Below are 15,223 nucleotides of genomic sequence, written 5' to 3'. Positions count from 1 at the left end.
CGTATGGAAATATGTGCGCGTGACTTTGCCTCGTAGCTCGGCCCGCCGAACCGCCGTCCTCGCCGCCCTCGGAACTGCGGCCGCCGCCCTCGTGGGCACGGCACCTGCTGCGACGGCCGACCCCTGCCCCGACGTCGAGGTGGTGTTCGCGCGCGGCACCAGCGAGCCTCCCGGCATCGGCAGGGTCGGCCAGGCCATGGCCGACACGCTGGCCGCCCAGATCGCGCCTCGCACCGTCTCGTCCTACGGGGTGAACTACCCGGCCGACTACGACTTCCTCACCGCCGCGGACGGGGCCGTCGACGCCACCAATCACATCGCGAGCATGGCCGCGCAGTGCCCGTCCACCAAGATCGTCCTCGGCGGTTATTCGCAGGGGGCAGCGGTGGTCGACATGCTGGCCGGTGTGCCCCCGCTGGGCAACAAGATCGGGAGCATCGGATCGGCGCCCCCGATGTCGGCGAGCACCGCCAGCAACGTCGCGGCCGTCGCGGTGTTCGGCAATCCCGCAACGAAGTTCGGTCTCCCGCTCACCTCGTCAGGCCTGTTCGCCGGCCGCGCGATCGACCTCTGCAAGGACGGCGACCCGATTTGTTCGAATGGGCGAAACCCGCTCGCCCACAGGGGTTATGAGGATGCGATGGCTCAGCAGGCAGCCGGGTTCGCAGCCGGAAGAGTGTAACGATGCGCGTCATCTCCACAGCAGCTGCCCTACTGATGGGAGCCGCGGCGGCCATCACGCCGTCAATTGCCTTCGCGCCGACCGCATCTGCGGACTGTCCCGACGTCGAGGTCATCTTCGCCCGCGGCACCGATGACACACCCGGGCTGGGCGCGGTCGGTGGAGCCTTCGTCAACGCGCTGTCCTCCAAGGTCGGCGGCAAGTCGGTCGGCTCCTACGCCGTGAACTACCCCGCCAACTACGACTTCCTCGCCGCCGCGGACGGCGCCAACGACGCCAGCGCACACGTGCAGTACATGATGGGCGCCTGCCCCAATACCCGGCTGGTGCTCGGCGGCTACTCGCAAGGCGCGGCCGTGATGGATGTCATTGCCGCGGTCCCCATTCCAGCGGTCGGCTTCACCAACCCGCTGCCACCCAACGCACCCGACTTCGTCGCCGCGATCGCGGTGTTCGGCAATCCGTCGGCCAAGCTCGGGCTGCCGCTGACGATGAGCCCGGTGTGGGGCGGACGAGCCATCGATCTGTGCAACGGCGGCGATCCGATCTGCCAGACCGACGGCGAGAACGTCGCCGCGCACCGGTCCCCCTCCTACACGGGTGGATTCGTCAACAGCGCAGCCGACTTCGTCGCCGCTCGGGTGTAGCTCGAAATCCGTACCGAAACGGGTGCATCAATTCGTCGGCTAACATCGACGGGGTGGTCAGACGTGTTGATTGCAGCGGTCGTCGGATGCGACGCGGCCTGGTAGTCGCGATCACAGCGACTCTCGTCGCGGCGGGTCTGCTGATCGTTCCGGCCCTTGCGCCGGGCGGCAAAGCGATTCCGTCAGCGTCGGCCGCGTGCCCCCAGATCGAGGTCGTCTTCGCCCGTGGACGCCTCGAGCCTCCCGGCGTCGGTTTGATCGGCAACGCGTTCGTCAACGCATTGCGGTCCAAGCTGAAGGGCAAGAACATCGGCGTGTATGCGGTGCGCTACCCCGCCGACAACGAGGTCGACATCGGCGCCAACGACATGAGCGCACACATCCAGAACATGGCCAATACGTGCCCGGACACCCGACTGGTGTTGGGCGGCTACTCACTCGGCGCCGCCGTCACCGACGTCGTGCTGGCCCTGCCGTTCTCCTTCTTCGGATTCGACAACCCTCTGCCCGAAGGCGTGCAACAGAAGATCGCGGCTATCGCGCTGTTCGGCAACGGCATCGCCTGGGTCGGGCCGATCACCAACTTCAGCCCGGTGTATTCGGACCGCACCATCGAGTTGTGCCACGGCGCAGATCCGATCTGTAACCCCGCCGACCCGGAGACGTGGGAGAAGAACTGGGGTGACCACGCCGCCAAGGCCTACATCAACGCGGGCATGGTGAATCAGGCCGCCGACTTCGTCGTGGGCAAGCTCAACGTCTAGTCGATGCGCCGCAGGTCGCGGGTGACGGCGGTGCGCGCCTCGAGTTGGTCGTCGGGCGGGTAGTCCACGCCGATCAGCGTCAGCCCCTGCGGCGGGGCGGCGGCGAAATCGCTTGACCGCTGCGACTGCGTCAACAGGCCGGCGCACCAGGCAGGTTCACGACGGCCCTCGCCCACTTTCAGCAGGGCCCCGACCAGCGAGCGCACCATCGACCAGCAGAACGCATCCGCGGTGACATGCGCGGTGACGAGGTGGCCGTCGCGGGACCAGTCCAGCCGCTGCAGATCCCGAATGGTGGTGGCGCCCTCGCGGTGTCGGCAGAACGCCGCGAAGTCGTGCAGCCCGAGAAGTTCCCGCGACGCGGCCGCCATCGCATCGACGTCCAACGGACGCGGCCATGGCGTCACGTAACGCGCCTGCTGCGGTTCGGCACCGTACGGACTGGTGGTCAGCCGGTACTCGTAGTGCCGTCGCAGTGCGGAAAACCGGGCGTCGAAACCCGCTGGCGCGCGCATGATGTCGCGCACCCTGACGTCGGTCGGCAGCAGCCGTGACAGCCGTCGCACCAGCGGGGTGAACTCTGCGTCCTCGGCGCGGCGCTGCCGCGGGTAGGCGTGGGGGATCGCGCCGGCGGGCACATCGACGTGGGCGACCTGACCACTGGCATGGACGCCGGTGTCGGTGCGGCCCGCGGCGCGCAGTCGTAGCGGGGTGCGAAACACCGTCGTGAACGCCTCGTCCAGCACGCCGGCCACCGTGCGCTGGCCGCCCGCTTGCACCGCCCAGCCCGCGAAGTCGGTTCCGTCGTAGGCGATATCGAGCCGGAGACGAATCACCGGACGCGAGGAGGAAGAAGAAACAAGCCCGCCACCGGACTCGATGGCGGGCTCGTTCATCGAACCTCTAGGACTTGTCGTCATCCTTGTCGGACTCGGACTCCTCGGCTTCGGCTTCGGCGGTCTGCGCATCGGCGATCGCCTCGTCCTCGGCCTTCACCTCGTCGACCGTCTCCTCCGCCGAGGCCTCCTCAACTGGAGCCTCGTCGGTGCTGGTCTGCTCGGCCGAGGCCTCCTCGGTGCTGGTCTGCTCCTCGGCCGAGGCCTCGTCGGCCGGACCGACAGCTTCTTGCGGCTCAACCGCGGCCTGCGGCGCCGCCGCAGCGGCAACCGGCGCGGCCTTCTTGCTCGCGGCACGGCGAGCGCGATTGGCCTCGGAGGTCACCGTCTTCTCCCGCACCAACTCGATGACGGCCATCGGGGCGTTGTCGCCCTGACGCGCCTCCACCTTGATGATGCGGGTGTAGCCGCCGTTGCGGTCGGCGTAGAAGGGCCCGATCTCGGAGAACAGGGTGTGCACGACATCCTTGTCCCGGATCTTCTTGAGCACCTCACGCCGGTTGTGCAGCGTGCCCTTCTTGGCGTGGGTGATCAGCTTCTCCGCGTACGGCCGCAGCGCCCGCGCCTTGGGCTCGGTGGTCTTGATCCGGCCATGCTCGAACAGCGAGGTGGCCAGGTTGGCCAGCAGCGCCTTCTGGTGCGAGGACGACCCGCCGAGGCGACGGCCCTTGGTGGGCTTGGGCATTGCGACTATCTCCTAAATGGGGCCGGTCCCCGTATCAGGTAGGACCGGGACGGTTGTTCTTAGAGCTGTTCGGTTTCGGCGTAGTCCTGGTCGTTGTCCGAGTCGTAGCTCGCGTCGCTGTTCCACGTTCCGGTGGCGACGTCGTAGCCGGCCACCTCGGACGGATCAAACGTGGCAGGGCTGTCCTTCAGCGACAGACCCAGCTGGTGCAGCTTGATCTTGACCTCGTCGATGGACTTCTGACCGAAGTTGCGGATGTCCAGCAGATCGGACTCCGTGCGGGCGACAAGCTCGCCCACCGTGTGCACACCCTCGCGCTTGAGGCAGTTGTACGACCGCACCGTGAGGTCCAGGTCGTCGATCGGCAACGCGAACGACGCGATGTGGTCGGCCTCGGCGGGCGACGGGCCGATCTCGATGCCCTCGGCCTCGACGTTGAGTTCCCGTGCCAGACCGAACAATTCGACCAGCGTCTTACCGGCCGACGCCAGCGCGTCACGCGGGCTGATCGAGTTCTTGGTCTCGACGTCGAGGATCAGCTTGTCGAAGTCGGTGCGCTGCTCGACGCGGGTGGCCTCCACCTTGTAGGTGACCTTCAGCACCGGCGAGTAGATGGAATCGACCGGGATACGGCCGATCTCGGCGCCCGACGCCTTGTTCTGCACGGCGGGCACGTAGCCGCGGCCGCGCTCGACGACGAGCTCGACCTCGAGCTTGCCCTTGTCGTTCAGGGTGGCGATGTGCATCTCGGGGTTGTGCACGGTCACGCCGGCCGGCGGCACGATGTCACCCGCGGTGACCGAACCGGGGCCCTGCTTGCGCAGATACATGGTGACCGGCTCGTCCTCCTCCGAGGACACGACCAGGCCCTTGAGGTTCAGGATGATGTCGGTGACGTCTTCCTTCACACCGGGGACGGTGGTGAACTCGTGCAGCACACCGTCGATGCGGATGCTGGTGACCGCTGCGCCGGGGATCGACGACAGCAGCGTGCGCCGAAGCGAATTGCCAAGCGTGTAACCGAATCCGGGCTCCAGCGGCTCGATGACGAACCGGGAGCGGTTCTCGGCAATGACCTCTTCGGACAGTGTGGGTCGCTGAGAAATCAGCATTTCGTTTCTTTCCTCCTTCGCGGCAACCGCTATTTGATGCCACGTATCCCGCCGCCATCCGGACGGCGGAAGTCTTACTTCGAGTAAAGCTCGACGATCAGCTGCTCGGACAGCGGAACATCGATCTGTTCGCGCTCCGGCAGCTGGTGAATCAGGATGCGCTGGCGTTCCCCGATCACCTGCAGCCACGAGGGAATCGGCCGCTCACCTGCGGTCTCCCGCGCGATCTGGAACGGCAGCGTGTTCAGCGACTTCTCCCGCACGTCGATGATGTCGTACTGCGACACCCGGTAGCTCGGGATGTCGACCTTGACGCCGTTGACGGTGAAGTGGCCGTGGCTGACCAGCTGGCGGGCCATCCGCCGGGTGCGCGCCAGGCCGGCGCGGTACACGACGTTGTCCAGCCGGCTCTCCAGGATGCGCAGCAGGTTGTCGCCGGTCTTGCCGGGCTGACGAACCGCTTCGTCGTAGTAGCGGCGGAACTGCTTCTCCATCACGCCGTAGGTGAAGCGCGCCTTCTGCTTCTCCTGCAGCTGCAGGCGGTATTCGCTTTCCTTGATGCGCGCGCGGCCGTGCTGGCCGGGCGGATAGGGCCGCTTCTCGAATGCCTGGTCGCCGCCGATCAGGTCGACGCCGAGGCGACGCGACTTGCGCGTTGCGGGTCCGGTGTAACGAGCCATGAGTCCTTCAATCCTCCCTAGACCCGGCGCCGCTTGGGCGGACGGCAGCCGTTGTGCGGCTGCGGGGTGACATCGGAAATCGCGCCGACCTCCAGACCGGCGGCCTGCAGCGACCGGATGGCGGTCTCGCGGCCCGAGCCCGGGCCCTTGACGAACACGTCGACCTTGCGGACGCCGTGCTCCTGCGCCTTGCGGGCGGCGTTCTCGGCGGCCAGCTGCGCGGCGAACGGCGTCGACTTACGTGAGCCCTTGAAGCCGACGTGGCCCGAGGACGCCCAGGCGATGACGTTGCCCTGCGGGTCGGTGATCGACACGATCGTGTTGTTGAACGTGCTCTTGATGTGCGCGGCGCCGTGCGGAACGTTCTTCTTTTCCCTGCGGCGGGTCTTGGTGCCCTTCTTCGCGCCTGCGGCAGTCTTCTTTGCGGGTGGCATTACTTGGCCTTCTTCTTACCTGCGATGGTGCGCTTCGGTCCCTTGCGGGTGCGCGCGTTGGTCTTGGTCCGCTGGCCGCGCACCGGCAGGCCACGGCGGTGCCGCAGGCCCTGGTAGCAGCCGATCTCGATCTTGCGGCGGATGTCGGCCTGCACCTCACGGCGCAGATCGCCCTCCACCTTGAGGTTGCCCTCGATGTAGTCGCGCAACTGTGCGAGCTGATCGTCGGTCAGGTCCTTGGTGCGCTGATCCGGGCTGATGCCGGTCGCGTTCAGGATCTCCTTGGAGCGGGTACGGCCGATGCCGTAGATGTAGGTCAGCGCGATCTCCATGCGCTTGTCGCGCGGGAGGTCGACGCCCACTAGACGTGCCACAGGGGTGTGTTCCTTCTTCTATGCGGAGGTCTGGTCCCAGTCCGTTCCCGCCACCCGTGGTGGAGGGGTCCGGCCTCCGTACCGGACGTGGTCGAGCGGCCTATCCGCTCAGTGGCACTGGGATTTCGTCTTCAGGTATTGAGTTGTTTCGGCAGCTAGCGCGTCAGCCCTGGCGCTGCTTGTGACGCGGATCAGAGCAGATCACCATGACCCGCCCATGCCGGCGGATCACCCTGCACTTATCGCATATGGGCTTGACGCTCGGGTTCACCTTCACGGCTTGTCGATCCCGTCCTTGTCTGTGTCGCGGTGGTTACTTGTATCGGTAAACGATGCGGCCCCGGGACAGGTCGTAAGGAGACAACTCCACCACGACACGGTCCTCGGGCAGGATGCGGATGTAGTGCTGCCGCATCTTGCCGCTGATGTGTGCGAGCACCTTGTGCCCGTTCTCCAGCTCAATGCGAAACATCGCATTGGGCAGGGGTTCGACCACCCGGCCCTCGACCTCGATGGCACCGTCTTTCTTGGCCATTGCTTTTCGGAGATCCTCCGTGTCCGTCTAGATCGTTGGCGCCACGTCGCCTTGCGGCGACAAAACTCCTTCGGTGGCGCAGTATCGTCCGACTGCAAAACGTGAGCCGGTAGCTAGAAATTCCAGAACTGGGCACGCAAGAGCCGGCGCGGATGCCGCACCGTTGACCAATAATACCTGCTCGACGCCGTGTCCCAAAATCGCTGGGCGATCAAGCACACACCCCTCAAGCAGTGCCATCTTACGCCGACTCGGGGTCGGGCCGGTTGATCGCGACGACGCCCCAGCGCGCCACGAACGTATGGTCTGCGGCGGCAAATCGAGCCGCTGGCGTACGTAGGCCATACACTGGCGGCCCGTGCGCGGCCTTAGTGCACAGCGTCCACACAGGCAAGAGACGGCGGCCACATCCTCTCGGTGGCATATCCGCTGGACACGGGGCGCATACTTGATCTGATGACCGGACTCGAACACCAGCCCCGCTTGCCCGTAATCCTGTCCGTCGACGACGACCCTGCTGTTTCCCGAGCGGTTGCGCGCGATCTGCGGCGCCACTACGGCGGGCGCTACCGCATCGTGCGAGCCGAGTCCGGGCCAGACGCGCTCGAAACCGTCAACGAACTGAAGCTGCGCGGTGACACCGTCGCGGTGTTCGTCGCCGACTACCGGATGCCCGGCATGAGCGGCATCGAATTCCTCGAAGAGGCCATGGACATCTATCCGCTGGCCCGGCGGGTGCTGCTGACGGCCTACGCCGACACCCACGCCGCGATCGACGCGATCAACGTCGTCGACCTCGACCACTACCTGCTCAAGCCGTGGGATCCGCCCGAGGAGAAGCTCTACCCGGTCCTCGACGGGCTGCTGGAGTCGTGGCGCGCGCAGGGCGACCGGGCGATCCCCATGACGAAGGTCATCGGACACCGGTGGAACCCGCGGTCTTGGGAGGTCCGCCAGTTCCTGGCCCGCAACCAGCACTCGTTCCGCTCGTACATGGCCGACGAGGCCAAGGGCAAGCAGCTGCTGGACGCCGCGGGCCTCGACGGCCTGCAGCTGCCGGTGGTCATCACCGAGGGCGGCGAAACGCTGGTCCAGCCGACCAACACCGAGTTGGCCGACATGCTGGGCCTGTCCACCAGCCCCTCGCTGGAGATGTACGACCTGGCCGTCATCGGCGGCGGCCCGGCAGGGCTGGCGGCGGCCGTGTACGGCGCCTCCGAGGGCCTGAAGACCGTGCTGATCGAAAGCACCACCACCGGCGGGCAGGCCGGACGCAGCTCACGCATCGAGAACTATCTCGGCTTTCCCACCGGGGTGTCGGGCGCGGAACTCACCACCGCCGCGCGCAGGCAGGCCGAGCGTTTCGGCGCTGAGGTCATCACCACCCGCAAGGCAGAAAAGCTCGACATCCACGGCCCCGCCCGCACGATCGAGCTCGACGACGGCACCTCGCTCGGCGCGCGGGCGGTGATCTTGGCCACCGGCGTCGACTACCGCCAACTGCAGGTGTCCGGATGTTGGGACGACCCCAACAGCCCGCACAACTACATCGGGCGCGGGGTGTATTACGGCGCGTCGGTGGCGGACTCCTCGGAGTGCGCAGGCGAGGACGTCTACATCGTCGGCGGCGCGAACTCGGCCGGGCAGGCCGCCATGTTCATGGCCCGCGAAGCCAAGTCGGTGACGCTGCTGGTGCGCGGTCCGTCGCTGGCGGCGTCGATGAGCTACTACCTGATCCAGCAGATCGAAAGCCAGCACAACATCCACGTCCGCACGTGCACCGAGGTCGTCGAGGCCATCGGGCAGGACGACCACCTGACCGGCCTGGTGCTGCAGAACCGGCAGACCGGCGAGCGGGAAACCGTCACCGCGTCACGGATGTGCTGCTTCATCGGCGCAACCCCGCGCACCGACTGGCTCGACGGCGTCGTCGCCCGCGATGACCACGGCTTCATCCTGACCGGGCCCGACCTCAAGGACGTCGTCGGCTGGACGCTGGACCGTCCGCCGCATCATTTGGAAACAAGTGTGCCGGGTGTGTTTGTTGCAGGTGACGTACGGGCCGATTCGGCCAAACGCGTGGCCGCTGCCGTCGGCGAAGGATCGATGGCGGTGATGTTGGTACACCGCTATCTGGCGGAGTCGTGACCCGCCGGTAGAGAAGGAGCGATCATGGGCGACAAATGCCTGCCTGACGAGCTGCGGACGCTGTTTCTCTTCGAGAAGCTCGACGACCGGCAACTGCGGACGCTGTGCGACAACGGGCACATCGCGGTGTATGAGCCGGGGCCGGTGTGCATCGAGGGCGAGCCCGCGACGTGCTTCTACGTGCTGCTCGACGGCGAATTGGTGATGTCAAAGCGCTCCGGCGGTGTCGACATCGAGACCAACAGGACCTCGCAGCGCGGCGTGTACTGCGGCGCCTGGTCGGCCTACATCCCCGACGAGGAACAGGTTTATGAGGCCTCGGTCCGGGTGACCAAGCCGTCACGGTTCTTCGTGCTGGACGCCGGCGCGTTCGCCGACTTCATGAAGACCGAGTTCCCGATGGCCGTGCATCTGCTCGAGGGCCACCGGGTCGGCGGCCGGCGGCAGAGTCAGGTACTGGGCCAACGCGAGAAGCTGCTGGCACTCGGCACCATCACCGCGGGGCTGACCCATCAGCTCAACAATCCGGCGGCCGCGACCGCACGCGCGGTGGCCGACCTCCGCGAGGGCGTCAGCAAGATGCGGCACAAGCTCGCGATGGTGGCCGACGGCAAGTTCACCCCCGAAGCGCTGCGCACGCTGGTCAGCATCCAGGACGAAGTGGCCGAGCAGGTCGCCAAGCACAAGGCCGAGGAACTCACGGCTCTGGAGACCTCCGACCGCGAAGACCAGATCGGTGAGTGGCTCGAAGACCACGGCATCGCCGTGGCATGGGAGTACGCACCGACCTTCGTCGAGGCCGGTCTCGACATCGACTGGCTGGAACGGATCGAGGCCTCGGTCGACGCGGTGGACGCGACGGCGTCGCTGCAGAGCGCCATCGGCTGGTTGAAGTACACCATCGACACCGAGCTGCGGATGAACGAGATCGCCGACGCCAGCAAGCGCATCTCCGCCCTGCTCGCCGGGGCCAAGCAGTATTCGCAGATGGACCGGGCGCCCTATCAGGTGGCCAACATCCACGAGCTGTTGCACAGCACGCTCAAGACGTTGTTCGGCGACAAGGTCGGCGCCGACAAGCCCATCAAGCTCGTTAAGGACCTGGACAAGTCGATCCCCGAGATCGCTTGCTATCCAGGCGATCTGAACGAAGTGTGGAGCAACATCATCCACAACGCCATTCAGGCGATGGACGGCCACGGCACGCTGACGATCCGGACCGCGCGCCTGGACGACAACATGATCCGCGTCGAGATCGGCGACGACGGACCCGGCGTCGCCGAGGAGAACCTCAGCCGGATCTTCACGCCGTTCTTCACCACCAAGCCGTTCGGCCAAGGCACCGGGCTGGGACTGGATCTGGCGCGTCGCATCATCGTCGAGAAGCACAAAGGCGACATCCGCGTCGAGTCGCAGCCAGGCGACACCCGCTTCATCATCCTGCTGCCGCTGGTGGCCCCTGCCCCGGTCGCAGACACCCCGACGGAGCTGCCTGAACCAGCCAAGTAAGGCCGGAATAGCTTCCGCGGCGCCGTAGGTTGGAGGAGGCATGACGAAACCTCAGTTCGGCACCTTCGGCGTTTTCGGCCATCACTCCATGTGGCAGCGGCTGACTGCCCAGCAATTGAAGGACATCGAGGCGCTCGGCTACGGCGCCATCTGGGCGGGCGGCTCCCCCGCGGCCGACTTGGCGTGGGTCGACCCGATTCTCGAGCAGACCGCCACCCTGAAGCTGGCGACCGGCATCGTCAACATCTGGACCGCCGAGCCGGGCCCCGTCGCCGAGTCGTATCACCGGATCGACGGCGCCTACCCCGGCCGCTTCGTGCTCGGCATCGGCGTCGGTCATCCCGAAGCCGTCACGGAGTACCGCAAGCCGATCGACGCACTCAACGACTACCTCGACAAGCTCGACGAATACGGCGTGCCGAAGGATCGCCGAGTGGTCGCCGCGCTCGGCCCCAAGGTGCTCAAGCTGGCGGCGGACCGCTCCGCGGGCGCGCACCCGTATCTGACCACGCCCGAGCACACCGCCGAGGCGCGAAAGATCATCGGCCCCGACGCGTTCCTGGCACCCGAGCACAAGGCCGTGCTGACCACCGACGCCGAGAAGGCCCGCGAAGTCGGGCGCAAGGCGCTCGAGATCTACCTGAACCTGACCAACTACGTGAACAACTGGAAGCGGTCGGGTTTCAGCGACGCCGATGTGGCCAAGCCTGGTAGCGACCGCCTGGTCGACGCCGTGGTCGCCCACGGCACCACCGACGCGGTGGCGGCCCGGCTGAAGGAGCATCTCACCGCGGGCGCCGACCATGTGCCTGTGCAGGTGTTGACCGGACCTGACAAGCTGGTGGATGCACTTGCCGAACTCGCCGGGCCGCTAGGCCTGAAGTGAGTCATACAATTCGCACAACTGGGGGATCCGCATGACTGACGCTGTTGCGCTCAAGCCAGAACTCGGCCGCTACGGGGTGTGGACCAGCGGGGCCGTGACACCCGAGGAGGCCGCCGAGATCGAGAAACTCGGCTACGGGGCGCTGTGGGTTGGCGGCTCCCCCAAGGCCGACCTGGCCTTCGTCGAGCCGATCCTGGAGGCGACGGAAACCCTGCAGGTCGCGACCGGCATCGTCAACGTCTGGACCGCGCCCGCCGAGGAGGTCGCCGAGTCCTACCACCGCATCGAGAAGGCCTTCCCGGGCCGATTTCTGCTCGGCATCGGCATCGGTCATCCCGAGCACACGCAGGAGTACCGCAAGCCCTACGACGTTCTCGTTGAGTATCTGGACGCGCTCGACGAGGCCAAGGTGCCGACCAGCAGGCGGGTGCTGGCCGCACTGGGGCCGAAGGTGTTGAAGCTGGCCGCTGAACGCAGCGCGGGCGCCCATCCTTACCTGACCACGCCGGAGCACACCGGCACTGCGCGGGAATTGCTCGGTGCCACAGTCTTTTTGGCTCCCGAACACAAGGTCGTGCTGAGCACGGACCCCGACGAGGCGCGGCGCATCGGGCGCGAACGGGTCGAGTTCTATCTCGGCCTGAGCAACTACGTGAACAACTGGAAGCGGCTCGGCTTCACCGAGAAGGACGTCGCCAAGCCCGGCAGCGACCGGCTCATCGACGCGGTGGTGGCCCACGGCACCCCCGACGACATCGCCCGCCGGCTCAACCAGCACTTGGAAGCCGGCGCCGACCATGTCGCGATCCAGGTGCTCGGCGACTTGTTACCGACGCTAACGGAATTGGCGGGTCCGCTGGGCTTGAAGAGCTGACGCCGGCCCGACCGTTACGGTAGGGCCATGCGGTTGCTTGTCACCGGCGGGGCCGGGTTCATCGGCGCCAATTTCGTGCACGGCGCGGTGGCCGAGCACTCGGTGACGGTGCTGGACGCGCTGACCTACGCCGGCAGCCGCGAGTCGCTGGCGCCCGTCGAAGACGACATCCGGTTGATCCAGGGCGATGTCGGCGACGCCGAACTGGTGAACCGCCTCGTCGCCGAATCCGACGCGGTCGTTCACTTTGCCGCCGAAACCCACGTCGACAACGCGCTGGCCGACCCAGAACCGTTCCTGCACACCAACGTGATCGGCACCTACACCGTGCTGGAGGCGGTGCGGCAGCACGGGGTGCGGCTGCACCACATCTCCACCGACGAGGTGTACGGCGACCTCGAACTCGACGAGCCGCGCCGCTTCACCGAAGGCACCGCCTACAACCCGTCCAGCCCGTACTCGTCGACGAAGGCGGCCGCCGACATGCTGGTGCGGGCGTGGGTGCGCTCTTACGGTGTGCGGGCGACGATCTCGAACTGCTCGAACAACTACGGGCCGTACCAACACGTGGAGAAGTTCATCCCCCGCCAGATCACCAACGTGCTGACCGGTCGACGGCCGAAGCTCTACGGCACCGGCGCCAACGTGCGCGACTGGATTCACGTCGACGACCACAACAGCGCCGTGTGGAGGATTCTGCTCGACGGCGAGATCGGCCGCACGTATCTGATTGGGGCGGAAGGCGAACGAGACAATCTGTCGGTGATGCGGACGATCCTCACCCTGATGGGCCGTGACCCCGACGACTTCGACCACGTCGTCGACCGCGCCGGCCATGATCTGCGGTACGCCATCGACCCGTCAACGCTGCGCGACGAGCTCGGCTGGGAGCCCAAGCACACCGACTTCGAGGACGGGCTGCGCGCAACCATCGACTGGTACCGCAACAACGAGTCATGGTGGGGCCCATTGAAAGAACAGGTCGAAGCGGTGTACGAAAAGCGCGGTCAGTGAGATGACAGTTCGCGAACTCGCCGTCCCCGGCGCATGGGAGATCACGCCGAAACAGCACACCGACGACCGCGGCGTGTTCTACGAATGGTTCAGCGATCCGGAGTTCACCGAATTCACCGGGCACCGGTTCGACCTGCGCCAGGCCAACTGCTCGGTGTCGGCCGCGGGTGTGCTGCGCGGGCTGCACTTCGCGCAGCTACCGCCGAGCCAGGCCAAGTACGTGACCTGCCTGCGCGGCGCGGTGTTCGACGTGGCCGTCGACATCCGGGTCGGCTCACCGACTTTCGGGCAGTGGGACTCGGTGCTGCTGGACGACAAGAGCCGCCGCGCGATCTACATCTGCGAGGGCCTGGCTCACGGATTCCTTGCGCTCGAAGATGATTCGACCGTCACCTACCTCTGCTCGGCGACATACAACCCGACCCGCGAGCACACCATCCGCGCGACCGACCCTGCGTTGAACATCGAATGGCCGAGCGCCGAGCACAGGCTGTCCGGCCGCGACGCCGAGGCGCCCACCCTCGACGAGGTCAGGGCCGCCGGCCTGCTGCCGACGTGGGAGGACACCAAGCGGTTTGTCGAGGATCTACGCCGCCACGCCTGATCCGAGTAGGTTGCCACCATGGTGGTGGCAGAAATCCATCCTGACGGGATCGCCACGCTGCGACTCGACCGACCCGACCGTCGCAATGCCCTGTCGATCGCGATGCGTGACGCGATCAGCGACACGCTCGAGGATTGGGCGAGCAACGACGGCGTCCGCGTCGTCGTGCTGACCGCGGCGGCCGGTAGGCGTGTCGAAGCGGCGGAGGCGCACCGGATCGGTCTGGTCAACGCCGTCGTCGAGGCCGACCGTCTCGAGGACGAGGCGATGGCCACCGGTCGGGTGATCGCCGAGGCTCCGCAGCCCGCGCTCGAGGCCTCCAAGCGCTACCTGGTGTCCAATGCGGGGGTCAGCTTCGATGAAGCCTTGCAGTCGAACACGACCGCGTCTTCGACGAGTTCCTGCTCGGCGGCCACTCGTTTCTATGAATTTCACATGAACTGCCACGGCGGATGAATTTTCAAGGAATGCCGCAAGCTGCGGCAGCCTTGAGGCAGATATGGACCTTGGATATCACGTGCCCGTATTCGAGATCGACGGCGGGACCCCCGCCATCGCAGGTGAACTGGCCAGAGTCGGTGAAGCCGCGGAGGCCTCCGGCGCGACCTGGCTGTCCTTCATGGACCACTTCTTCCAGATCGAACCCACCGGCCTGCCCGCCGAGTCGAACATGCTCGAGGGCTACACCACCCTGGGTTATCTGGCCGCGCACACGTCGACGGTGAGCGTCGGCCTGCTCGTAACCGGCGTCACCTACCGCCACCCCGGCGTGCTGGCCAAGATCGTCACCACGCTGGATGTGCTGTCGGGCGGTCGTGCAGTGCTCGGCATCGGCGCGGCGTGGTTCGAACGCGAACACCGCGGCCTCGGCGTTCCGTATCCGCCGTTGGCGGAGCGCTTCGAGCGTCTCGAGGAGGCGGTGCAGATCTGCAACCAGATGTGGGACCCCGATAACAACGGCCCGTACGAGGGCAAGCACTATCAGCTGGCCGAGACGTTGTGTTTGCCGCAGCCCATCAACCGGCCGAAGGTGCTGATCGGCGGCGGTGGCGAACGCAAGACGCTGAGGCTGGTGGCGCAGTACGGCGACGCCTGCAACCTGTTCGCCACCACGCCGGAGGAGGTCGAGCACAAACTCGACGTGCTGCGGCGGCACTGCGACGACGTCGGACGCGATTACGACGACATCCGCGTCACCGTCGTGGCCAATCGAGGTTCCCTGACACCCGACACCCACGACGACTTCGTCCGTGAGATGGCCGATTACGCCAAGCTGGGCGTGCAGACCGCGATCGTCATGCCGCCGGGAGGCAAGCCCGCCGCCTGGATCGACGCCATCGCGCCGGTGGTCCCGCGGCTGGCCGAACTCGGCTGAGTCG

General features: G+C 66.6%; 19 protein-coding genes. 11 read left to right on the top strand and 8 right to left on the bottom strand.

Translation table 11 applies throughout. The annotated features are described in order from the left end of the window. Positions 1–19 precede the first annotated feature (19 nt). The 3 genes from CQY20_RS18485 (at position 20) to CQY20_RS18475 (ending at position 2,093) form a co-directional block, all read left to right on the top strand. A complete protein-coding gene (locus tag CQY20_RS18485) occupies positions 20–682 on the top strand; it encodes a cutinase family protein (RefSeq protein ID WP_097941565.1) in 663 nt (220 codons plus the stop codon). 2 nt (positions 683–684) lie between these two features. Then, positions 685–1,329 (top strand): cutinase family protein, encoded by a 645-nt coding sequence (locus tag CQY20_RS18480; protein ID WP_097941541.1) that lies wholly within the window; start codon positions 685–687, stop codon positions 1,327–1,329. An 86-nt stretch (positions 1,330–1,415) separates the two neighbouring features. Then, positions 1,416–2,093, top strand: a complete 678-nt coding sequence (locus tag CQY20_RS18475; RefSeq protein WP_097941540.1) for a cutinase family protein — start codon at positions 1,416–1,418, stop codon at positions 2,091–2,093. Here the strand turns inward: CQY20_RS18475 and truA are convergent. From truA to infA, 8 genes are all read right to left on the bottom strand, one after another. Next, positions 2,090–3,013, bottom strand: coding sequence for a tRNA pseudouridine(38-40) synthase TruA (truA, locus tag CQY20_RS18470; protein WP_371871019.1), 924 nt, complete (start codon positions 3,011–3,013; stop codon positions 2,090–2,092). The genes CQY20_RS18475 and truA overlap by 4 nt on opposite strands. Then, a complete protein-coding gene (gene rplQ / locus CQY20_RS18465; protein ID WP_097941538.1) occupies positions 2,997–3,674 on the bottom strand; it encodes a 50S ribosomal protein L17 in 678 nt (225 codons plus the stop codon). Before rplQ ends, truA begins: the two co-directional genes overlap by 17 nt. Before the next feature lie 59 nt (positions 3,675–3,733). Then, complete coding sequence (locus tag CQY20_RS18460; protein WP_097941537.1) at positions 3,734–4,786, bottom strand: DNA-directed RNA polymerase subunit alpha; 1,053 nt, start codon at positions 4,784–4,786, stop codon at positions 3,734–3,736. Between the two features lie 74 nt (positions 4,787–4,860). Continuing rightward, complete coding sequence (gene rpsD, locus CQY20_RS18455; RefSeq protein ID WP_097941536.1) at positions 4,861–5,466, bottom strand: 30S ribosomal protein S4; 606 nt, start codon at positions 5,464–5,466, stop codon at positions 4,861–4,863. Positions 5,467–5,483: 17 nt separating this feature from the next. After that, positions 5,484–5,900 (bottom strand): 30S ribosomal protein S11, encoded by a 417-nt coding sequence (rpsK, locus tag CQY20_RS18450; protein WP_097941535.1) that lies wholly within the window; start codon positions 5,898–5,900, stop codon positions 5,484–5,486. Next, positions 5,900–6,274 carry a 30S ribosomal protein S13 gene (rpsM, locus tag CQY20_RS18445; RefSeq protein ID WP_097941534.1) on the bottom strand — a complete coding sequence of 125 codons (375 nt, stop codon included), beginning with the start codon at positions 6,272–6,274 and terminating at the stop codon, positions 5,900–5,902. Before rpsM ends, rpsK begins: the two co-directional genes overlap by 1 nt. A gap of 163 nt (positions 6,275–6,437) precedes the next feature. Beyond that, the gene (rpmJ, locus tag CQY20_RS18440) at positions 6,438–6,551 is read right to left on the bottom strand and encodes a 50S ribosomal protein L36 (RefSeq protein WP_003879483.1); all 114 of its coding nucleotides are present in this window, start codon (positions 6,549–6,551) and stop codon (positions 6,438–6,440) included. A 36-nt stretch (positions 6,552–6,587) separates the two neighbouring features. Continuing rightward, positions 6,588–6,809, bottom strand: a complete 222-nt coding sequence (infA, locus tag CQY20_RS18435; RefSeq protein ID WP_003418601.1) for a translation initiation factor IF-1 — start codon at positions 6,807–6,809, stop codon at positions 6,588–6,590. A gap of 456 nt (positions 6,810–7,265) precedes the next feature. Between infA and CQY20_RS18430 the strand changes: the two genes are divergently transcribed. Genes CQY20_RS18430 through CQY20_RS18395 form a run of 8 tightly spaced genes read left to right on the top strand, consistent with a single transcriptional unit; the run spans position 7,266 to position 15,219 of the window. Continuing rightward, complete coding sequence (locus tag CQY20_RS18430) at positions 7,266–8,957, top strand: NAD(P)/FAD-dependent oxidoreductase (protein ID WP_097941564.1); 1,692 nt, start codon at positions 7,266–7,268, stop codon at positions 8,955–8,957. Between the two features lie 24 nt (positions 8,958–8,981). Further along, on the top strand, positions 8,982–10,466 hold the full coding sequence (locus CQY20_RS18425) for an ATP-binding protein (protein ID WP_097941533.1): 1,485 nt from the start codon (positions 8,982–8,984) through the stop codon (positions 10,464–10,466). 40 nt (positions 10,467–10,506) lie between these two features. After that, positions 10,507–11,352 carry an LLM class F420-dependent oxidoreductase gene (locus CQY20_RS18420; protein ID WP_097941532.1) on the top strand — a complete coding sequence of 282 codons (846 nt, stop codon included), beginning with the start codon at positions 10,507–10,509 and terminating at the stop codon, positions 11,350–11,352. A gap of 31 nt (positions 11,353–11,383) precedes the next feature. Further along, entirely contained in the window at positions 11,384–12,226 is an 843-nt protein-coding gene (locus CQY20_RS18415) for an LLM class F420-dependent oxidoreductase (protein WP_097941531.1), read from the top strand. A gap of 27 nt (positions 12,227–12,253) precedes the next feature. Then, positions 12,254–13,240 (top strand): dTDP-glucose 4,6-dehydratase, encoded by a 987-nt coding sequence (gene rfbB, locus CQY20_RS18410; RefSeq protein ID WP_097941530.1) that lies wholly within the window; start codon positions 12,254–12,256, stop codon positions 13,238–13,240. Between the two features lies 1 nt (position 13,241). Then, on the top strand, positions 13,242–13,844 hold the full coding sequence (gene rfbC / locus CQY20_RS18405) for a dTDP-4-dehydrorhamnose 3,5-epimerase (RefSeq protein ID WP_097941529.1): 603 nt from the start codon (positions 13,242–13,244) through the stop codon (positions 13,842–13,844). An 18-nt stretch (positions 13,845–13,862) separates the two neighbouring features. Beyond that, positions 13,863–14,300 carry an enoyl-CoA hydratase/isomerase family protein gene (locus tag CQY20_RS18400; RefSeq protein ID WP_097941528.1) on the top strand — a complete coding sequence of 146 codons (438 nt, stop codon included), beginning with the start codon at positions 13,863–13,865 and terminating at the stop codon, positions 14,298–14,300. A 43-nt stretch (positions 14,301–14,343) separates the two neighbouring features. Next, positions 14,344–15,219 carry an LLM class F420-dependent oxidoreductase gene (locus CQY20_RS18395; RefSeq protein WP_097941527.1) on the top strand — a complete coding sequence of 292 codons (876 nt, stop codon included), beginning with the start codon at positions 14,344–14,346 and terminating at the stop codon, positions 15,217–15,219. Positions 15,220–15,223 lie beyond the last annotated feature (4 nt).

It is taken from the genome of Mycolicibacterium agri (assembly GCF_002553505.1).
GTDB classification, from domain to species: Bacteria; Actinomycetota; Actinomycetes; order Mycobacteriales; family Mycobacteriaceae; genus Mycobacterium; species Mycobacterium agri.
This window is presented reverse-complemented; position numbering and strand designations above follow the sequence as displayed.

Coding starts and splice junctions, on each gene's coding strand:
- CQY20_RS18480 (WP_097941541.1), top strand. CDS start 685: ATGCGCGTCATCTCCACAGCAGCTGCCCTACTGATGGGAGCCGCGGCG.
- CQY20_RS18475 (WP_097941540.1), top strand. CDS start 1,416: ATGCGACGCGGCCTGGTAGTCGCGATCACAGCGACTCTCGTCGCGGCG.
- truA (WP_371871019.1), bottom strand. CDS start 3,013: ATGACGACAAGTCCTAGAGGTTCGATGAACGAGCCCGCCATCGAGTCC.
- rplQ (WP_097941538.1), bottom strand. CDS start 3,674: ATGCCCAAGCCCACCAAGGGCCGTCGCCTCGGCGGGTCGTCCTCGCAC.
- CQY20_RS18460 (WP_097941537.1), bottom strand. CDS start 4,786: ATGCTGATTTCTCAGCGACCCACACTGTCCGAAGAGGTCATTGCCGAG.
- rpsD (WP_097941536.1), bottom strand. CDS start 5,466: ATGGCTCGTTACACCGGACCCGCAACGCGCAAGTCGCGTCGCCTCGGC.
- rpsK (WP_097941535.1), bottom strand. CDS start 5,900: ATGCCACCCGCAAAGAAGACTGCCGCAGGCGCGAAGAAGGGCACCAAG.
- infA (WP_003418601.1), bottom strand. CDS start 6,809: ATGGCCAAGAAAGACGGTGCCATCGAGGTCGAGGGCCGGGTGGTCGAA.
- CQY20_RS18430 (WP_097941564.1), top strand. CDS start 7,266: ATGACCGGACTCGAACACCAGCCCCGCTTGCCCGTAATCCTGTCCGTC.
- CQY20_RS18425 (WP_097941533.1), top strand. CDS start 8,982: ATGGGCGACAAATGCCTGCCTGACGAGCTGCGGACGCTGTTTCTCTTC.
- CQY20_RS18420 (WP_097941532.1), top strand. CDS start 10,507: ATGACGAAACCTCAGTTCGGCACCTTCGGCGTTTTCGGCCATCACTCC.
- CQY20_RS18415 (WP_097941531.1), top strand. CDS start 11,384: ATGACTGACGCTGTTGCGCTCAAGCCAGAACTCGGCCGCTACGGGGTG.
- rfbB (WP_097941530.1), top strand. CDS start 12,254: ATGCGGTTGCTTGTCACCGGCGGGGCCGGGTTCATCGGCGCCAATTTC.
- rfbC (WP_097941529.1), top strand. CDS start 13,242: ATGACAGTTCGCGAACTCGCCGTCCCCGGCGCATGGGAGATCACGCCG.
- CQY20_RS18400 (WP_097941528.1), top strand. CDS start 13,863: ATGGTGGTGGCAGAAATCCATCCTGACGGGATCGCCACGCTGCGACTC.
- CQY20_RS18395 (WP_097941527.1), top strand. CDS start 14,344: ATGGACCTTGGATATCACGTGCCCGTATTCGAGATCGACGGCGGGACC.